This window comes from Stenotrophomonas sp. FW305-C-20-S1 (assembly GCF_058783335.1).
The window spans coordinates 57,895-74,317 of the sequence record NZ_JBYTEK010000021.1; the positions used below are offsets into that span (position 1 = coordinate 57,895).

Annotated in this window: 16 protein-coding genes; 14 read left to right on the top strand and 2 right to left on the bottom strand. The window is 68.0% G+C overall.

Annotation, left to right across the window (positions count from 1 at the left end; genetic code table 11):
* Positions 1–131: 131 nt before the first annotated feature.
* From AC3WTC_RS12885 to AC3WTC_RS12905, 5 genes are all read left to right on the top strand, one after another.
* On the top strand, positions 132–3,230 hold the full coding sequence (locus AC3WTC_RS12885; protein ID WP_223494967.1) for a response regulator: 3,099 nt from the start codon (positions 132–134) through the stop codon (positions 3,228–3,230).
* Positions 3,227–4,051 (top strand): CheR family methyltransferase, encoded by an 825-nt coding sequence (locus tag AC3WTC_RS12890; protein WP_032951761.1) that lies wholly within the window; start codon positions 3,227–3,229, stop codon positions 4,049–4,051. Before AC3WTC_RS12885 ends, AC3WTC_RS12890 begins: the two co-directional genes overlap by 4 nt.
* On the top strand, positions 4,051–4,626 hold the full coding sequence (locus AC3WTC_RS12895) for a chemotaxis protein CheB (RefSeq protein ID WP_080148964.1): 576 nt from the start codon (positions 4,051–4,053) through the stop codon (positions 4,624–4,626). Before AC3WTC_RS12890 ends, AC3WTC_RS12895 begins: the two co-directional genes overlap by 1 nt.
* A complete protein-coding gene (locus AC3WTC_RS12900; RefSeq protein ID WP_492711587.1) occupies positions 4,623–5,762 on the top strand; it encodes a hybrid sensor histidine kinase/response regulator in 1,140 nt (379 codons plus the stop codon). Before AC3WTC_RS12895 ends, AC3WTC_RS12900 begins: the two co-directional genes overlap by 4 nt.
* An 82-nt stretch (positions 5,763–5,844) precedes the next feature.
* Complete coding sequence (locus AC3WTC_RS12905; protein ID WP_033830961.1) at positions 5,845–6,273, top strand: BLUF domain-containing protein; 429 nt, start codon at positions 5,845–5,847, stop codon at positions 6,271–6,273.
* A 3-nt stretch (positions 6,274–6,276) separates the two neighbouring features.
* On the opposite strand, the gene AC3WTC_RS12910 is transcribed toward AC3WTC_RS12905, so the two are convergent.
* Positions 6,277–6,564: an ArsR/SmtB family transcription factor gene (locus tag AC3WTC_RS12910; RefSeq protein ID WP_080149504.1), complete on the bottom strand. Its 288-nt coding sequence runs from the start codon at positions 6,562–6,564 to the stop codon at positions 6,277–6,279.
* A gap of 117 nt (positions 6,565–6,681) precedes the next feature.
* Between AC3WTC_RS12910 and AC3WTC_RS12915 the strand changes: the two genes are divergently transcribed.
* The 3 genes from AC3WTC_RS12915 to AC3WTC_RS12925 all read left to right on the top strand — a co-directional run bounded on the left by AC3WTC_RS12915 (position 6,682) and on the right by AC3WTC_RS12925 (position 8,645).
* Positions 6,682–7,119 (top strand): YeeE/YedE family protein, encoded by a 438-nt coding sequence (locus tag AC3WTC_RS12915; protein ID WP_080148962.1) that lies wholly within the window; start codon positions 6,682–6,684, stop codon positions 7,117–7,119.
* The gene (locus AC3WTC_RS12920) at positions 7,116–7,529 is read left to right on the top strand and encodes a DUF6691 family protein (protein WP_492711588.1); all 414 of its coding nucleotides are present in this window, start codon (positions 7,116–7,118) and stop codon (positions 7,527–7,529) included. Before AC3WTC_RS12915 ends, AC3WTC_RS12920 begins: the two co-directional genes overlap by 4 nt.
* A 63-nt stretch (positions 7,530–7,592) precedes the next feature.
* Positions 7,593–8,645 (top strand): linear amide C-N hydrolase, encoded by a 1,053-nt coding sequence (locus tag AC3WTC_RS12925; RefSeq protein WP_080148958.1) that lies wholly within the window; start codon positions 7,593–7,595, stop codon positions 8,643–8,645.
* Here AC3WTC_RS12925 and AC3WTC_RS12930 read toward each other — a convergent pair.
* Positions 8,642–9,424: a DUF6491 family protein gene (locus AC3WTC_RS12930; RefSeq protein ID WP_032976084.1), complete on the bottom strand. Its 783-nt coding sequence runs from the start codon at positions 9,422–9,424 to the stop codon at positions 8,642–8,644. The genes AC3WTC_RS12925 and AC3WTC_RS12930 overlap by 4 nt on opposite strands.
* A gap of 81 nt (positions 9,425–9,505) precedes the next feature.
* Here AC3WTC_RS12930 and AC3WTC_RS12935 point away from each other — a divergent pair, with 81 nt between their 5' ends.
* The 6 genes from AC3WTC_RS12935 to thrC all read left to right on the top strand — a co-directional run bounded on the left by AC3WTC_RS12935 (position 9,506) and on the right by thrC (position 16,339).
* Positions 9,506–10,225 carry a helix-turn-helix domain-containing protein gene (locus AC3WTC_RS12935; protein ID WP_080148956.1) on the top strand — a complete coding sequence of 240 codons (720 nt, stop codon included), beginning with the start codon at positions 9,506–9,508 and terminating at the stop codon, positions 10,223–10,225.
* Between the two features lie 67 nt (positions 10,226–10,292).
* Positions 10,293–11,243, top strand: coding sequence for a DMT family transporter (locus tag AC3WTC_RS12940; protein ID WP_080148955.1), 951 nt, complete (start codon positions 10,293–10,295; stop codon positions 11,241–11,243).
* A gap of 138 nt (positions 11,244–11,381) precedes the next feature.
* A complete protein-coding gene (locus AC3WTC_RS12945) occupies positions 11,382–11,519 on the top strand; it encodes a hypothetical protein (RefSeq protein WP_346602907.1) in 138 nt (45 codons plus the stop codon).
* An 85-nt stretch (positions 11,520–11,604) separates the two neighbouring features.
* Positions 11,605–14,109, top strand: a complete 2,505-nt coding sequence (thrA, locus tag AC3WTC_RS12950; RefSeq protein ID WP_080148954.1) for a bifunctional aspartate kinase/homoserine dehydrogenase I — start codon at positions 11,605–11,607, stop codon at positions 14,107–14,109.
* Positions 14,106–15,020 (top strand): homoserine kinase, encoded by a 915-nt coding sequence (locus AC3WTC_RS12955; RefSeq protein WP_080148953.1) that lies wholly within the window; start codon positions 14,106–14,108, stop codon positions 15,018–15,020. The genes thrA and AC3WTC_RS12955 overlap by 4 nt, the downstream gene beginning before the upstream one ends.
* Before the next feature lie 29 nt (positions 15,021–15,049).
* Positions 15,050–16,339 carry a threonine synthase gene (thrC, locus tag AC3WTC_RS12960; RefSeq protein WP_080148952.1) on the top strand — a complete coding sequence of 430 codons (1,290 nt, stop codon included), beginning with the start codon at positions 15,050–15,052 and terminating at the stop codon, positions 16,337–16,339.
* Positions 16,340–16,423: the final 84 nt, after the last annotated feature.

Consider the following 16,423-nt stretch of genomic DNA (forward strand, 5'->3'; position numbering starts at 1 on the left):
TGTCAGGCACGAGAACGTAGGCAGTGGAGTGTGAAGAGGGCGTGCATGCGACGCCTGTGCCATTGGTCGTATGCGGCTGAATGCGACAAGGAGTAACATCAGCCCCCTTTTCCAAACTGGAACCGACCTGCATGCGTCCTGGTGCGACTACGCGTGACCGCTGGATCTGGATGACGTCGGCGGTACTGGTGGCGGCTACGGCCGCGCTGGAACTGGTGGTACCCCTGGGCTATGCCGTGTGGCTGGCCTATTTCATGGCCATCGGCGTCACTGTGTTCCAGCGCAGCGCCCGGGTGCCGTTCGTGGTGGCTGTCAGCGCCTGCGTGCTGCTGGCGGTGGGCTACAACGTGGCGCCGGCCAGCAACAACTCATCCTTCTCGTTCGTCAACCGGTCGATCGGTGGCGCGGCTTTCCTGATGATCGCACTCATCGCCTCGCGTGCCATCCAGGCGCGACGCGAGGCGATGCGTGCGCTGTGGCTGCAGGAGGCGGAGAACGCGGTGGCGCTCAGCCTGCGCGGTGAGCTCGGGCCGGAACAGATCGCCGAAGCGGCGGTGTCGACGCTGGCGACCCAGCTGGGTGCCGATGTCGGTGCGCTCTACCGGCTGGAAGGCGGACGCCTGCAGCTGACCGGTGGGCTGGCGTTGCCGAACGGCATCCCGGCCACGTTGGGCCTGCAGGAAGGGGTGGCAGGGCAGGTGGCCCGCGACCAGCGGGCGCGGCATCTGCAGGGGGACGAAGCGGCGCCGCTGGAGCTGCAGACCAGCCTGGGGCGCGTGCCCGTGCGTGAACGGATCCTTGCCCCGGTCAGCAGCGACGGAGCGATCGTGGGCGTGCTCGAGCTGGGCCGAGCGGCTGTCGGTGAGCAGCGGGCGCTGGATGACGAGCTGCTGCTGCGCTGCGCCGAGACCATCGGCATGGCCCTGCGCACCTCGATGCTGCGCGCACAACTGGTGGTGCTGCTGGAGGAGTCGCAGCGCCAGGGCGAAGAACTGCAGGCACAGCAGGAAGAGCTGCGGGTTGCCAATGAGGAGCTGGAAGAGCAGAGCCGCAGCCTGATGCAGTCGCAGACGCATCTGGAACAGCAGCAGGCCGAGCTGGAACAGAGCAACGTGCAGCTGGAAGAACGCACCCACGAGCTGGAGGCGCAGAAGCAGGCGCTGCTGGTGGCGCAGGGGCAGCTGGTGCGCAACAGCAATGAACTGGCCGCCACCTCGCGCTACAAGTCCGAGTTCCTGGCCAACATGTCGCACGAGCTGCGCACCCCGCTGAACAGTTCGCTGATCCTGGCCAAGCTGCTGGCCGACAACAAGGACGGCTCGCTCAGCGACGAGCAGGTCAAGTACGCCCGCGCCATCCTGTCGTCGAACAACGACCTGCTGGCGCTGATCAACGACATCCTGGACCTGTCGCGCATCGAAGCAGGGCACGTCGAACTGGCCGACGAAGTGGTGGTGGTCGACAGTGTGCTGCAGCGACTGCGCGAAACCTTCGAGCCGATGGCGCGGCAGAAGGGCCTGACGCTGCAGATCGAGTCCGATGGCCTGGCCCCCAGCCAGCTGGTGGCCGACAACCAGCGCCTGCAGCAGATCCTGAAGAACCTGCTGGCCAATGCGGTCAAGTTCACCGAGCACGGCAAGGTGAGCCTGCACGTTCGCAGCGGCGGCAATGGCCGGATCCGATTCGAAGTGGCCGACAGCGGCATCGGCATTGCACGCGACCAGCTGCAGCTGATCTTCGAAGCGTTCCGCCAGGCCGATGGCAGCACCCGCCGCCGTTACGGCGGCACTGGCCTGGGCCTGTCGATCTCGCGTGATCTTGCGGTGCGCATGGGCGGTGACATCCAGGTGGACAGCGAGCCGGGCCGCGGCAGCTGCTTCATTCTCGAACTGCCGCTGCAGGGCGCGCCGGCAGCCGAGGCCGCCGCAGGCGCCGCAGCGCCGGTGCCCGTGCAGCCGGTACCCGCCACCCCCGTGGCACCAGCCCCCCTTGCCCAGCGGTCCAGTGCCGCGCCGGTGGCAGCGGTGGCCGATGACCGTGGCCGCCGCCACCATGCGGGACGCTTGATCCTGGCCGTGGAGGACGATGCGGTCTTCGCCGAAGCCCTGGTGACGCTGGCGCACGAGCTTGATTTCGACTGCGTGGTGGCCACCACGGCCGAAGAGGCGCTGGCGCTGGCGGCGGACCTGCGTCCCAACGGCATCCTGCTGGACATCGGCCTGCCCGACGTTTCGGGCCTGACCGTGCTTGAACGGCTCAAGCGCAACCCCGACACCCGGCACATTCCGGTGCATGTGGTCTCGGGCATGGACCGCGGCCAGGTGGCACGCGAACTGGGCGCGATCGGCTTTGCGATCAAGCCGACCACGCGCGAGCGCCTGGTGGCTGCCATCGAACAGCTTGAACAGACCAGCCAGCGCGACGTGCGGCGCCTGCTGATCGTGGAGGACGACAACGATCTGCGCCGCAACCTGGAACTGCTGCTGGGCCGCGATCAGCTGCAGATCGCTGCTGTCGGTACGCTTGCCGCAGCGGTGGAGCAGCTGAGCACGGTCACCTTCGACTGCATGGTGATGGACCTGTCGCTGCCCGACGGCAGTGGCTACGACCTGCTCGAGCACATGGCAGGCAACGATGATGTCGGCTTCCCGCCGGTCATCGTCTATACCGGCCGTGCCCTCAGCCGCGAAGAAGAGCAGCGCCTGCGCCGCTACTCCAAGAGCATCATCATCAAGGGTGCACGCTCGCCCGAGCGCCTGCTCGACGAGGTGACGCTGTTCCTGCACAGCGTGGAGGCCAACCTGCCCAGCGACCAGCAGCGCCTGCTGCGCGAAGCGCGCCGCCGCGACACCGTGCTCGATGGACGCACCGTGCTGCTGGCCGAGGACGACGTGCGCAACATCTTCGCGCTGTCCAGCGTGCTGGAGCCGCTGGGGGTGACGCTGGAGATCGCCCGCAATGGCCAGGAGGCCGTCGACCGCCTGGCCCAGCGCGAGGTGGACCTGGTGCTGATGGACATCATGATGCCGGAGAAGGATGGCCTGCAGGCGATGCGCGAGATCCGCGCGCAGCGCCACCTGCAGGACCTGCCGATCATCGCGCTGACCGCCAAGGCCATGCCCGATGACCGTGAACGCTGCCTGCAGGCCGGTGCCAACGACTACATCGCCAAGCCCATCGACGTGGACAAGCTGGTATCGCTGTGCCGGGTCTGGTGCTCGCGGCAATGAACGAGCAGGCGCTGTTCGACCTGGAGCTGAAGGTGCTGCTGGAAGCGCTGTACCAGCGCTACCACTACGACTTCCGCAGCTATGCGGTGTCCTCGCTGCGCCGTCGCGTCAGCCAGGCCATGCAGCGCTACGAGTGCGAGCGCCTGTCGGACCTGCAGCATCGGCTGCTGCACGAACCGGAGCTGTTCGCGCAGGCGATGCAGTTCTTCACCGTGCAGGTCTCGGAGATGTTCCGTGACCCGGAGTATTTCCGGCAGATGCGCGAACAGGTGGTACCGGTGTTGCGCACCTACCCCTCGGTGAAGCTGTGGGTGGCCGGCTGCAGTACCGGCGAGGAAGTGTGGTCGCTGGCGATCCTGCTGCACGAGGAAGGCCTGCTTGAGCGCAGCATCGTCTACGCCACCGACATCAACCCCGCTGCACTGGCCACGGCTGAGGCCGGCGCCTACGGCATCGACCGCCTCGCCCAGTTCAGCCGGAACTACCTCGCCGCCGGCGGCACCGCGTCACTGTCGGACTATTACAGCACCGCTTACGACGGCGCGGTCTTCGACCGCCAGCTGCGCCGCAACGTGGTGTTTGCCGACCACAGCCTGGCTACCGACACGGTGTTTTCGGAAGTGCACCTGGTGTCTTGCCGCAACGTGCTGATCTATTTCAACCGCGACCTGCAGGATCGGGCGGTGGGCCTGTTCCGCGAAGCCCTGGTGCATCGCGGCTTCCTCGGCCTGGGCAGCAAGGAGTCGCTGCAGTTCGGTCGCCATCACGATGCCTTCGAAGCCTGTTCGCGGGAGCACCGCCTGTACCGGAAGGTGGCCTGATGGCGGCGATGTTCCGCCCTGACGTGGTGGTGATCGGCGCATCGGCTGGTGGCGTGGCCGCCCTGCAGATCGTGCTGGGTGCGTTGCCGGCCACCCTGCCGGTGCCGGTGCTGGTGGTGCTGCACCTGCCGCGCGACCGTTCCAGCCGCATCGCCGAGGTGCTGGCGCCGTACTGCACGTTGGCCCTGCGCGAAGCGGAGGACAAGCAGCCCCTGCAGGCCGGAACGGTGACGTTCGCGCCGCCGGACTACCACCTGCTGGTGGAGGACACGCAGGCCATCGCATTGTCGATGGACGAACCGGTGCTGTTCTCGCGGCCGGCCATCGATCCGCTGTTCGAATCGGCCGCAGCCGCGTTCGGCACGGGGGTGCTGGCGATCCTGCTGACCGGTGCCAGCAGCGATGGCAGTGATGGCGTGGCCGCCGTGCGCGCCGCTGGCGGCCAGGCCTGGTTGCAATGCCCCGAGGAGGCCGAGGCATCGATGATGCCGGCCTCTGCCCTGCAGCATGCCGGCGCCGACGCCGTGCTGCCCCTTGAACTGATGTGCCGCCGCCTGAAGGAGTTGTTTGCATGAACCTGCTGCCGCCGGACCCTGCCCAGTCGCAGGCGCCGGTCAACCTGCTGATCGTCGACGACGTGCCGCAGAACCTGGTGGCCATGCAGGCGCTGCTGCGCCGCGAGGGCGTCAACCTGTTGCTGGCGGGCTCTGGCGCGCAGGCGCTGGAGCTGCTGCTGGAGCATGAGGTAGCGCTGGCGCTGCTGGACGTGCACATGCCGGAGATCGACGGTTTCATGCTGGCCGAGCTGATGCGCGGCTCGCAGCGCAGCCGGGATGTGCCGATCATCTTCCTGACCGCCTCGCCGGATGATCCGTTGCGGGTGTTCAAGGGCTACGAGACCGGCGCGGTGGATTTCCTGCACAAGCCGGTTGCACCGCAGGTGATCCTCAGCAAGGTCAATGTGTTCATCGAGCTCTACCAGCAGCGGCAGCTGCTGAAGGCGCGCAACGAAGCGCTGGAGCGCGCGTTGAAGCTCAACGAGACCATGGCCGCGGTGCTGACCCACGACCTGCGCACGCCGCTGTCGGCCATCCTGCTGTGTGCCGACAAGCTGTCGCTGGAACTGCCGGACGACAATGCCGGTGCGCAGCAGACACTGAGCTACCTGGAGGCCAGCACGCTGCGGATGGCACGCATGGTCGAGCAGCTGCTGGACTTCTCGCGGATCCGCAGCGGTGGCCTGCGCCTGCAGAGCAGCGTCTGTGACCTGGCCGAGGTGACGCGTGCGGTGCTGGTCGAGGCCGGTGCCGGCCATCGAAGCGATCGGATCGCGCTGGATGTCCGTGGCGATTCGACCCTGCAGGGCGACATGGATCGCCTTGGGCAGATCGTCGCCAACCTGGTCGGCAACGCACTCACCCATGGCGCCGACGCGACGGTGCAGGTGCAGGTCGATGGTGGCGATGCACGGGTGGTCGCGCTGCGCGTACGCAACACCGGCCATGTCGATGAGGCGTTGCTGCCGCGCCTGTTCGAACCCTTCAAGGCCAGCTTCCACCAGAGCAACGGGCTCGGGCTGGGGCTGTACATCGTTGACCAGTTCGTGCGTGCGCATGGTGGCCAGTTGAGCGCGCGCAACGAGGCAGGGCACGTGGTGTTCGAGGCGCTGCTGCCTCGTCGATCCGATTTGCGCAGTCCGGCGGTTTCCTGAATTCTTCAGCTGGCGCGTGAGCGAACTGAGACGGGCTCGTCCGCAACTGCTACCGTGGCACCACTCTTGCAAAGGAAGCTCCATGCCACTGCGTGCCATCGCCTATGTCAGCCAGGCCAAGCCGGATCTGTCTGCCGCACGTCTGCAGACGCTGGTCGAGGATGCCGCGCGCTTCAACAAGATGGCAGGGGTGACGGGTGTGCTGCTGCATGACGGCGAACGCTTCCTGCAGTACATCGAAGGCCCGCCTGATGGCATCGATTCGGTATACGAGCGCATCCTGCAGGCCGGCAGCCATGTCGACATCGTCGAGCTGGCGCGTGGCCGGCTGGGCCAGCGCCAGTTTCCGTACTGGGCAATGCGCGGGCTGCCGGTCGACGCCGCGCTGCTGCGCCAGCTTTCCGCAGGCGACTGGTCGGGATTCGCCCGCTCGGTGAACGGTGACAGCGTCGTGCTTACGGCGGTGGATCTGTTGGCCGAGGTCGTGCGGCCGGTACTCAGCGCGGGCTGACCGCTAACGCTGCGGGGCGCAGTACGCCGCGTGCAATGCCTGCAGCACCCCCAGCGCCGGACCCTCCAGCAGCCGATAGTGCAGTGTCTGTGCCTGCCGCCGCCTTGCCACCACCTCCAGATTGCGCAGCACGGCCAGATGCTGTGACAGCGCCGATGCGCTCAGGCCAGTCAGGGCCTGCAGTTCCGGCACCGGTGCTTCGCCTTCCACCAGGCGACACAACACGCGCAGTCGCGCCGGGTGTGCCAGCGATTTCAGCAGGGCAGCCGCTTGTGCGGCATGCGTAGCCATCGCGGCACTGTCGGTGGTGATGCTGGGCACGGCTTGACCCGGTAGTTCAGGAAAGTCTAATTTAGAGAAATCTAAATTGAAGGGCAAGCCGATGCGCGCGATGCAGAGGGGCAGGGCATGAACCTGCCATGGGCGGCAATTGCAGGCGGCGGCCTGATCGGTGTGTCGGCGGTGCTGCTACTGGCCACGCTCGGTCGGGTGGCGGGCATCAGCGGTATCGCTGCTGGCGCCGCTGCCGCGCCGCGCGGTGATCGTGGTTGGCGCTGGGCTTTCCTGCTCGGACTGATGTCGGCGGCGGCAGCGGTGTTGAGTTGGCAGGCGGGTGCAGGACAACCACCACGCGCCTTGCTGCGCGACGCGCTGCCGGCCTGGCAATTGATCGCTGCCGGTGTCCTGGTGGGCCTGGGTACGCGGCTGGGCAACGGCTGCACCAGCGGCCACGGTGTCTGTGGCCTCGCCCGCGGATCGCGGCGATCGCTGGTGGCGGTGCTGGTGTTCATGGCCTGCGCGATGCTCACCACGTTCCTGCTACGTCACGGCGGAGGCCTGGCATGAGCCGCAGGTTGTGGGCGGCAGGTGTGGCCGGCGGCCTGTTCGGTGCCGGCCTCGCGCTGGCCGGCATGACCGATCCGCGTCGCGTGCTGGGGTTCCTCGATGTGGCTGGCGACTTCGATCCCACGCTGGCCAGGGTGCTGGCGTCGGCGCTGCTGGTCAGCGCACTGGGTCAATTCTGGCTGCGGCGGCAGCAGCGGCCATGGTGCGCCGAACGTTTCGAGCTGCCGGCGACGCAGGCTGTCGACACGCGGTTGCTGCTGGGTGCGGCGCTGTTCGGTATCGGCTGGGGCTGGGTCGGCTATTGCCCAGGGCCCGCGCTGGCCGCGTTGGCGGTGGGCGCGCGCGAAGCCCTGTGGTTCGTGCCAGCGATGGCTGCGGGTTTCTGGCTGCATGATCGCTGGCTGCGCTGAGGCTTCACGTTCGTCTCACCGTTGCGGGGTTCAGATCACCTTTCCCGGGGAACGGAGGACGACATGGCACGGATGAAATGGAAAGGTGGCGCGTTGCTGGCGGCGGCACTGGCGACGGCGGCAATGCCGGCGATGGCCTGCACGCGCGCGGTGTATCTGGGCGACAACGGCGATGTCATCACCGCCCGCTCGATGGACTGGAAAGTGGACGTGGCCACCAATCTCTACGTGTTGCCGCGTGGCATTGCGCGCACCGGAAAGGCGGGGCCGGGGTCGATCGCCTGGACTGCACGCTACGGCAGCGTGGTGGCCACCGGCTATGACATTTCCACCACCGATGGCATGAACGAGAAGGGCCTGGTCGCCAACCTGCTGTGGCTGGTCGAGTCGGAGTACCCGGCCCAGCGCAGCGGCAAGCCCGGCCTGTCCATCTCGTTGTGGGCGCAGTACGTGCTGGATAACTTCGCGACGGTGGAAGAGGCGGTGACCGCGCTGCAGCGCGAACCGTACTCGATCGTCACCGACAAGGTGCCGGGCGAGGACCGCCAGGCGACGCTGCACCTGTCGCTGTCCGACGCCACGGGTGACAGCGCGATCGTCGAATACATCGGCGGGCGCCAGGTGATCCACCATGATCGGCGCTACCAGGTGATGACCAATTCGCCGATCTTCGACCAGCAGCTGGCATTGAACAGCTACTGGCAGCAGATCGGTGGCACGGTGATGCTGCCGGGCACCAACCGTTCGGCCGACCGCTTCGCGCGGGCCTCCTTCTACATCAACGCGATTCCGAAAGCGGAAGATCCGGTGGAGGCGCTGGCCAGTGTGTTCAGCGTGATCCGCAACGTGTCGGTACCGTTCGGCATCACCACGCCGGGCGAGCCCAACATCTCGTCCACCCGCTGGCGTACGGTCGCCGACCACAAGCGGCGCCTGTATTTCTTCGAGTCGGCACTGACGCCCAACACCTTCTGGGTCGACCTGACCAAGGTCGATTTCGGCGGAAAGGTGCTCAAGCTCGATCTCGGCCGTGACCAGCGCAATACCTTCGCCGGCGATGCACTGGGCCATTTCGTGCCCAGCGCACCGTTCACCTTCCTCGGCGTCGACGGCTAGTTCGACGCCTGGCTGGAGGCCGGGTAGACCGCCTGGATCGTGCAGGCGCCGCGGCGGGTGAAGCGGGGCAGCGGCGCCACCGCGTCGCTGCGCTCGTCGAAGCTGGCGAAATCGGCCGTAACCACGCGGTCGCCGGGGTTGCCGCAGATCAGGCCGTTCTGCATGCCGGATTGGAAGCTCAATTCCGGTGAGCGGTCGAGCTGGAGGCAGTGGCTGCCCAGTTCAACACGGTAAAAGCGATGGCCGCCGCTACGCAGCGGGTTGGTTTCCACCAGCATGCCCTGCGTGTCGGACGACCAGCCGCGCACATTGCGGGTGGCGAAGCAGTACGAGGCCGAGCCGCCGAAGCCGCGACGGACGTCCTTGCGTTGGCGGATCGTCAGGGCGGGCAGGGTGGCCGTGCGCAGGCTGTCGCTGTCGCGGGCCACGCTGGCATAGTCGCGGGCCTGGACCGGGGTGACTGCACTGACGGCACAGCTGTGGCCATCGACCACAACGCGCTCGCTGGGACGACCGCAGGCCCAGCCGGCGGGTGCTTCCAGCTTCAACGTGGTGGCTGCGCGGACGCCGGGGCAATCCTCGGCGAAGTCGATGCGATAGGCTTGGCCGGAGGCGGCACGCAGCGCGATCGAGCGCGGTGATGCCTGCTCCACTTCCTGGACGCCGACAGCGTCCATGCAGTGCGGGGCCGGTGGCATGCGTTCCTGTGCCGAAGCCGTGGCGGTGAGCACCAGCGCGAGGCTGGCGGCCAGTACCATGGATGCGTGCCTGTAAGTCATGTCCTGCACTCCCTGCGTTGGATGACGGGCCGACTATAGCAGCGGTTTGCACGGCAAGTGTTACACGCGCAGACTGCTCGGATGGGCGCCATCTTCCATCTACGGCACTACGGTCAGGCCACCGGCCTGGATCGCCACGGCTATGCGCAGTGGGTGCTGCCGCTGCAGGGTGAGCTGCAGTTCGAGATGGAGGGCAGGGGCGGCCGTCTTGACCTGCTGCAGGGGGCATTCGTGGCGGCCGGCGAAGCGCACGACCAGATGGCCGAGGGTCCCAACGGTTTCGTGATTGTCGACTGCGGGCCGGGCGTGCTCGATGACGCGACCCAGGAGCACCTGTGCCGGCAGCGCTGGCTGCATCTCCCGCTGTCGCTGCGGCAGCGGCTTGCCCAGGTGCAGACGGGCCGGCCTGTGCCAGCGCTGCTGCCGGAACTGCTGCGGGTCTTCGCGCCTGCCGGTAGTGGTGCGCGCCTGCAGGGCCTGTGCGCTGCGGTCGAGGCGATGCCGGGGCAGGCGTGGTCGGTAGCGCGCATGGCTGCCTTTGTCGGCATCAGCGAAAGCCGCCTGCATGCGGTGTTCCGGCGTGAGTTCGGGCTCAGCCCGCAGGCGTGGCTCAGTGCCAGCCGCCTGCGCTGGGCCAAGCACCAGTTGCGGGTCAGCCCGGCATCGATCAGCGATATCGCACTGGCCGCAGGGTATTCCGAGCAGAGTGCACTGACCCGTGCGCTGCGCCGCGAATGCGGGCAGACGCCGGCGGCATGGCGGCGAGCCACACCCAACGCTGCGGAAGCGAACCGCCAGTAGCCTCGGTCAAGACCGGCCGGCAAGGGGCCGCTTACACTGCGCGGCCCGTTCTTGCTGTGAACCTGCAATGCGCAACAACCCGATTGCCCTGGGCATCGCCAATGGCATCGCCGCCGGTGCGCTGTGGGGCGTGGTCTTCCTCGCGCCCGCCGTGTTGAGCACGTTCAATGCCCTGCAGCTTTCCGCCGGCCGCTATCTGGTCTATGGCCTGATCGCCGTGGTCCTGCTGCTGCCGCGCTGGAAGCGGGTGGCGCCGAAGCTCGGTCGCGCCGAGTGGATCGGCCTGTTGTGGCTGAGCCTGGCCGGCAACCTGGTGTACTTCCTGCTGTTGGCCACGGCGGTGCAGTGGGCCGGTGGCGCCGCTGCTTCGTTGATTGTCGGCCTGATTCCGGTCGTGGTCACCCTGGTGGGCGTGCGCGAGCAGGGTGCGGTGCCGTTGAAGCAGCTGCTGCCGGCGCTGGCGCTGTGCGTGCTCGGCGTAGCGATGGTCGGCTGGGAGGCGCTGATGTCCGAGCATCTGGGCACGCCTTGGCGGCAACGCCTGATCGGCCTGCTGTGCGCGTTCGGTGCGTTGTTCTCGTGGGCGCTGTATTCCATCGGCAACAGCCGCTGGCTGTCGCGGCGGCCCGACCTTTCCAGCCACGACTGGTCACTGCTGACCGGCGTCACCACCGGCGGGTTGTCGCTGCTGCTGGTGCCGATGGCGTTCAGTGGACACAACCAGGCGCATACCGCTGCGCAATGGGGTGGGTTCTGGGCCATCAGCGCCGGCGTGGCGGTGGTCGCCTCGATCCTCGGCAATGCGTTCTGGAACCGGGCCAGTCGCCTGCTGCCGCTGACCCTGACCGGGCAGATGATCGTGTTCGAGACCCTGTTCGCGCTGCTGTACGCCTTCGCCTGGCAGCGGCGCTGGCCCAGCCTGCTGGAACTGCTGGCGATCGTGCTGCTGGTGGGTGGGGTGCTGTTGTGCGCGCATGCGCATCGCACGCCGCGCGCAATCACCGAACATGTCGGCTGAATCGACGCACTGAGGCCGACGATCACCCGTTTGTCTCAGTTGCAACCAAATGCCGGCACGTTGGCCGATGATCGCCGCAAAGAAATATTGCGCCGCAACACTTGACAGCAACCATCGCGGCGGTGTTTTCTGTAGGCCATGGCCCTTGATGCCGCCAACGCCCGCCTGATCGCCCCCGCTACCGCGGGCCGTTCGACTGCGCCGGTCGCCATCACCACCACCATTACCACCACCACCGTCACCACTGCCCTGGTGCGGCCCGTCGTCTTCGTGTAACTCCCGAAAACAACGGCCCCGCACCATCCAGGTGACGGGGAAACTCGACCACCTGCATGCGACGGGGCCTCCAACCGAGGTCTGCATGTCTTCCATCGCCCCCGCCCATTCGCCTGCCGCGTCCGCATTGGCCGCGCCGTCCACTGTCGTGCACAAGTTCGGCGGCACCTCGGTGGCCGACGCCGAGCGCTATCGCCATGTCGCCGGCCTGCTGCTGGCCCGCCCCGAGTCGTTGCAGGTCAGCGTGGTCTCGGCCATGAAGGGGGTTACCGATGCGCTGATCGAACTGGCACACCTGGCAGCCCAGGGCGATGCCGGCTGGCAGGAGGCGTGGCATGCGCTGCGCGCGCGGCATCGGGGTGCCGCGGTAGCGCTGCTGGGTGAGCAGGTGGGCGATACCGTGGACTGGATCGATGCACGCTTCGACCAGTTGGCCGAGGTGCTGGCCGCGCTGGCGGTGATCGGCGAACTGCCACGCGAGGTGCTCGACCGCGTGCAGGGCCTGGGCGAAGTGTTCTCCGCACAGTTGCTTGGTACCCACCTGCGCGCGCTGGGCGAGGACTGCGCGGTGCTGGATGCACGCGATGTGCTGGTGGTCGGCCACGGCGAACTGGGCGTGGATGTCGACTGGGATGCCAGTGCCGGCCGCCTTGCCGCGTGGCGCCTGCAGCACCCGCAGTCGCGCGTGGTCGCCACCGGTTTCGTCGCCCGCGACCGCCAGGACCGCGTCACTACGCTGGGCCGCAACGGCAGTGACTACTCCGGCGCGATCTTCGCCGCACTGTTCGCCGCCGATGAACTGCATATCTGGACCGACGTCGACGGCGTGCTGTCGGCCGACCCGCGGCTGGTGCCGGAGGCCGTGCAGCTGCACGCGCTGAGCTACGACGAGGCCTGTGAGCTGGCCTATTTCGGGGCGAAAGTGGTGCATCCGCAGACGATGTCACCGGCGATCCGGCTGGGCCTGCCGATCTTCATCCGCAATACCTTCCAGCCCAGCCATCCGGGTACGCGGATCAGCGCCGAGCGCTCGCCACGTGGCCCGGTGAAAGGGCTGACGCTGAGCACGGATCTGGCCCTGCTGAATCTGGAAGGCACCGGTCTGATCGGCGTGCCGGGTACCGCCGAACGGGTGTTCGCCGCGCTGCGCCAGGCACAGGTCTCGGTGGTGATGATTTCGCAGGGCTCTTCCGAACATTCGATCTGCTGTGTTGTCCGCGCAGGCGAAGCGGCGCGTGGTCGCGATGCCGTGGTGCAGGCGTTCTCGCACGAGCTGGCCGCCGGCCAGGTGCAGCGCGTGCAGGTCAGCGAGGGCGTCAGCGTGCTGGCCGCCGTGGGCGATGGCATGGCAGGCCAGCCGGGTGTGGCTGCACGGCTGTTCGAATCGCTGGGCCGGGCGCAGGTGAACATCCTGGCGATCGCGCAGGGGTCCTCCGAACGCAACATCTCGGTGGCGGTGGCAAGCGCCGACGCGACCCGCGCGCTGCGTGCCGCGCATGCCGGGTTCTGGCTGTCGCCGCAGACGTTCGCGGTGGGGGTGATCGGTCCGGGCAATGTTGGCGCTGCGCTGCTGGACCAGCTGCTGGCGGCGCGCCCGCAGTTGCTGGCCAAGGCCAATGTCGATCTGCGCCTGCGCGCGCTTGCGTCACGCTCGCGCATGCGCCTGGAGGCCGATGGCCTGCATGAAGACTGGCGCCAGGCGCTGCAGGACGCCGGCCAGGCCAGCGATCTGGACCATTTCACCGAGCACCTGCTGGCCGCGCATCTGCCGCACGCGGTGGTGATCGACTGCAGTGGCAGTGCAGAGGTTGCCGAGCGCTATGAAGGTTGGCTGGCCGCCGGCATCCATGTGGTGACCCCGAACAAGCAGGCTGGCGCCGGTCCGCTGGCACGCTACCAGCGCATCCGCGCGGCGGCGGCGGCCAGTGGTGCGCGCTTCCGCTACGAGGCCACGGTGGGTGCCGGCCTGCCGGTGATCACCACGCTGCGTGACCTGGTGGATACCGGAGACGAAGTGCTGGCGATCGAAGGCATCTTCTCCGGCACGCTGGCCTGGCTGTTCAATCGTTTTGACGGCAGCCAGCCGTTCTCGGCACTGGTCGCGCAGGCGCGCTCGATGGGCTACACCGAGCCGGATCCGCGCGACGACCTGTCCGGTGTGGATGTTGCGCGCAAGCTGGTGATCCTGGCCCGCGAGGCCGGTCACGCGCTCAGCCTGGAGCAGGTGCAGGTGGAGAGCCTGGTGCCGGCGTTGCTGCGCGAAGGAAGCGTGGACGATTTCATGGCCCGCCTGGGTGCCTCCGATGAGGCGCTGCTGGCCCGGCTGCACGATGCCCGCCAGCGCGGTGCGGTGCTGCGCTATGTCGCGCGGCTGGGGCCGGATGGCGCGTCGGTCGGGTTGCAGGAGCTGCCGGCCGACCACGCGTTCGCCAACCTTCGGCTGACCGACAACGTGGTGCAGTTCCGTACCCGCCGCTACTGCGACAACCCGCTGGTGGTGCAGGGCCCGGGCGCGGGCCCGGAAGTCACCGCTGCCGGCGTGTTCGCTGATCTGCTGCGGGTGGCGGCCGGCGAAGGAGCGCGGCTGTGATCGCACGCGCTTTCGCACCCGCATCGGTGGCCAACGTGGCGGTCGGCTTCGACATCCTGGGCCACGCCATCGCCGGTATCGGCGATACGGTGAGCGTGCGCCGCATCGACGAACCGTTGGTGCGCATCGATGCGATCCGTGGCAGTGCGGTCGAACTGCCGCTGGATGCGCCAGGCAATACAGCAGGGGCCGCGCTGATCGCACTGCGTGCAGCGCTGGGGCTGGGCTTCGGTTTCGCCATCGAGATCGACAAGGGCATTCCGTTCGGCTCCGGCATGGGCGGATCGGCGGCCTCCTGCGTGGCCGCGCTGGTGGCAGCCAATGCAGTGCTGGACATGCCGCTGCCGCGCGAGGCGCTGTATCCGTTCGCACTGGATGGCGAAGCCGTGGCCAGCGGTGGCCGCCATGGTGACAACGTCGGCCCGCTGCTGCTGGGCGGCGTGGCGCTGTGCACGGCTGATCGCCTGGTGCCGATTCCGGTACCGGCCAGCTGGCACAGCCTGCTGGTGCATCCGCATGCGGTGCTGGAGACCCGGCGGGCACGACAGGCGCTGCAGGGCAGCTATGCGCTGGGCGAATTCGTCGCGCAGAGTGCCCACCTGGCGCTGGTGTTGAGCGGTTGCCATCGCAGCGATGCCTCGCTGGTGCGCGCCGGCCTGCGCGATGTGCTGGTGGAACCGCGGCGGGCGGGCCTGATCGTGGGCTTCGACGCGGCACGCAATGCTGCACTGGCCGCCGGCGCGATGGGCGCGGGCATTTCCGGCGCCGGGCCCAGCGTCTTTGCCTGGTTTGAAGATGCCGACCAGGCGCGCGCGGCAGCGCAGCCGGTGCGTGCGGCGTTTGCCGCTGCCGGCTTCGACAGTGATGCCTGGATCTCGCCGCTGGATGCACCCGGAGCCTGCTTGTGCTGAATCCTTCCTCCCTACCGGATATCGACCTCATGCAATTCGTTTCGACCCGCGGCCAGTCGCCGGCCGTTGGACTCAGTGCGGCCATCGCTGCCGGTCTCGCCCCCGATGGTGGCCTGTACGTACCGGAGGTGCTGCCGGCGCCGCGCGCGCTGCAGGCCGGTACGAGCCTGGCCGATACCGCCGCTGACCTGCTGGCGCCGTTCTTCGCGGGCGATGTGCTGGCCGAGGCCTTGCCATCGATCTGCCGTGAGGCCTTCGATTTCCCCGTGCCATTGCGCGCGTTGCGCAACAGCGGTGACCATGTGCTGGAGCTGTTCCATGGGCCGACGGCGGCGTTCAAGGATATCGGCGCGCGCTTCCTCGCCGGTGTGCTGTCGCGGCTGCAGACCGGCAAGGGACGCGATCTGACCATCGTCGTGGCCACCTCCGGTGACACCGGTGCAGCCGTAGCGGCGGCCTTCCATCGGCAGCCCGGTGTACGCGTGGTGGTGCTGTATCCCGATGGGCGGGTGTCGCCGCGACAGGCGCACCAGCTCGGCTGCTTTGGCGACAACATCCTGGCGCTGCGGGTGGCCGGTTCGTTCGATGATTGCCAGGCGATGGTGAAGCAGGCGCTGGCCGACCGCGATCTGCAGGCGCAGGTGCCGCTGAGCTCCGCCAACAGCATCAGCCTGGGCCGGCTGCTGCCGCAGATGAGCTATTACGCGCACGCGGCGCTGAGCCATCATGCGCAGCATCAGCGGCGCTTGAACCTGGTGGTGCCGACCGGCAACCTCGGTAATGCGATGGCGGCAGTGCTGGCGCGCGCGCTGGGCGTGCCGATCGGGCAGATCGTGCTGGCCACCAATGCCAACGCGGTGCTGCCGCGCTTTTTCAGTGGCGACCCGTACCAGCCAGCGGCCAGCATTGCGACCGTGGCCAACGCCATGGATGTCGGCGCGCCCAGCAACTTCGAGCGGCTGCGCTGGCTGTACCAGGGCGACGATGCCGAGCTGCGGGCGGCGTTCCGCGCCTTCGCGGTGGATGACGTGACCATCCGCGCGACCATCGCCAGCGCGCATGCCAGCGACGGTGAACTGTTCTGCCCGCATACGGCCACGGCGGTGAAGGTGCTGCAGGATCTGCGCTCCGGTGGCGCCAAGGGTGACTGGGCGGTGGTTGCTACCGCGCACCCGGCGAAGTTCGAGGCGGTGGTGGAACCGTTGATCGGCGAAGCAGTGGCGGTGCCGCCGGCCTTGGATGCATTGCTGCAGCGTCCGGCGCATGCCGAGCCATTGGCGGCGGACTACGCGGCATTGCGTGAGGTGTTGTTGCGTTGATGGAGGGTCTGCGTGGTTGCCGGCCAGCGGCCGGCACTACCAACAGACATCCACGCATGGCGTGGATTTACCGTGTCGACCAAG

Coding starts and splice junctions, on each gene's coding strand:
- AC3WTC_RS12885 (WP_223494967.1), top strand. CDS start 132: ATGCGTCCTGGTGCGACTACGCGTGACCGCTGGATCTGGATGACGTCG.
- AC3WTC_RS12890 (WP_032951761.1), top strand. CDS start 3,227: ATGAACGAGCAGGCGCTGTTCGACCTGGAGCTGAAGGTGCTGCTGGAA.
- AC3WTC_RS12895 (WP_080148964.1), top strand. CDS start 4,051: ATGGCGGCGATGTTCCGCCCTGACGTGGTGGTGATCGGCGCATCGGCT.
- AC3WTC_RS12900 (WP_492711587.1), top strand. CDS start 4,623: ATGAACCTGCTGCCGCCGGACCCTGCCCAGTCGCAGGCGCCGGTCAAC.
- AC3WTC_RS12905 (WP_033830961.1), top strand. CDS start 5,845: ATGCCACTGCGTGCCATCGCCTATGTCAGCCAGGCCAAGCCGGATCTG.
- AC3WTC_RS12910 (WP_080149504.1), bottom strand. CDS start 6,564: ATGGCTACGCATGCCGCACAAGCGGCTGCCCTGCTGAAATCGCTGGCA.
- AC3WTC_RS12915 (WP_080148962.1), top strand. CDS start 6,682: ATGAACCTGCCATGGGCGGCAATTGCAGGCGGCGGCCTGATCGGTGTG.
- AC3WTC_RS12920 (WP_492711588.1), top strand. CDS start 7,116: ATGAGCCGCAGGTTGTGGGCGGCAGGTGTGGCCGGCGGCCTGTTCGGT.
- AC3WTC_RS12925 (WP_080148958.1), top strand. CDS start 7,593: ATGGCACGGATGAAATGGAAAGGTGGCGCGTTGCTGGCGGCGGCACTG.
- AC3WTC_RS12930 (WP_032976084.1), bottom strand. CDS start 9,424: ATGACTTACAGGCACGCATCCATGGTACTGGCCGCCAGCCTCGCGCTG.
- AC3WTC_RS12935 (WP_080148956.1), top strand. CDS start 9,506: ATGGGCGCCATCTTCCATCTACGGCACTACGGTCAGGCCACCGGCCTG.
- AC3WTC_RS12940 (WP_080148955.1), top strand. CDS start 10,293: ATGCGCAACAACCCGATTGCCCTGGGCATCGCCAATGGCATCGCCGCC.
- AC3WTC_RS12945 (WP_346602907.1), top strand. CDS start 11,382: ATGGCCCTTGATGCCGCCAACGCCCGCCTGATCGCCCCCGCTACCGCG.
- thrA (WP_080148954.1), top strand. CDS start 11,605: ATGTCTTCCATCGCCCCCGCCCATTCGCCTGCCGCGTCCGCATTGGCC.
- thrC (WP_080148952.1), top strand. CDS start 15,050: ATGCAATTCGTTTCGACCCGCGGCCAGTCGCCGGCCGTTGGACTCAGT.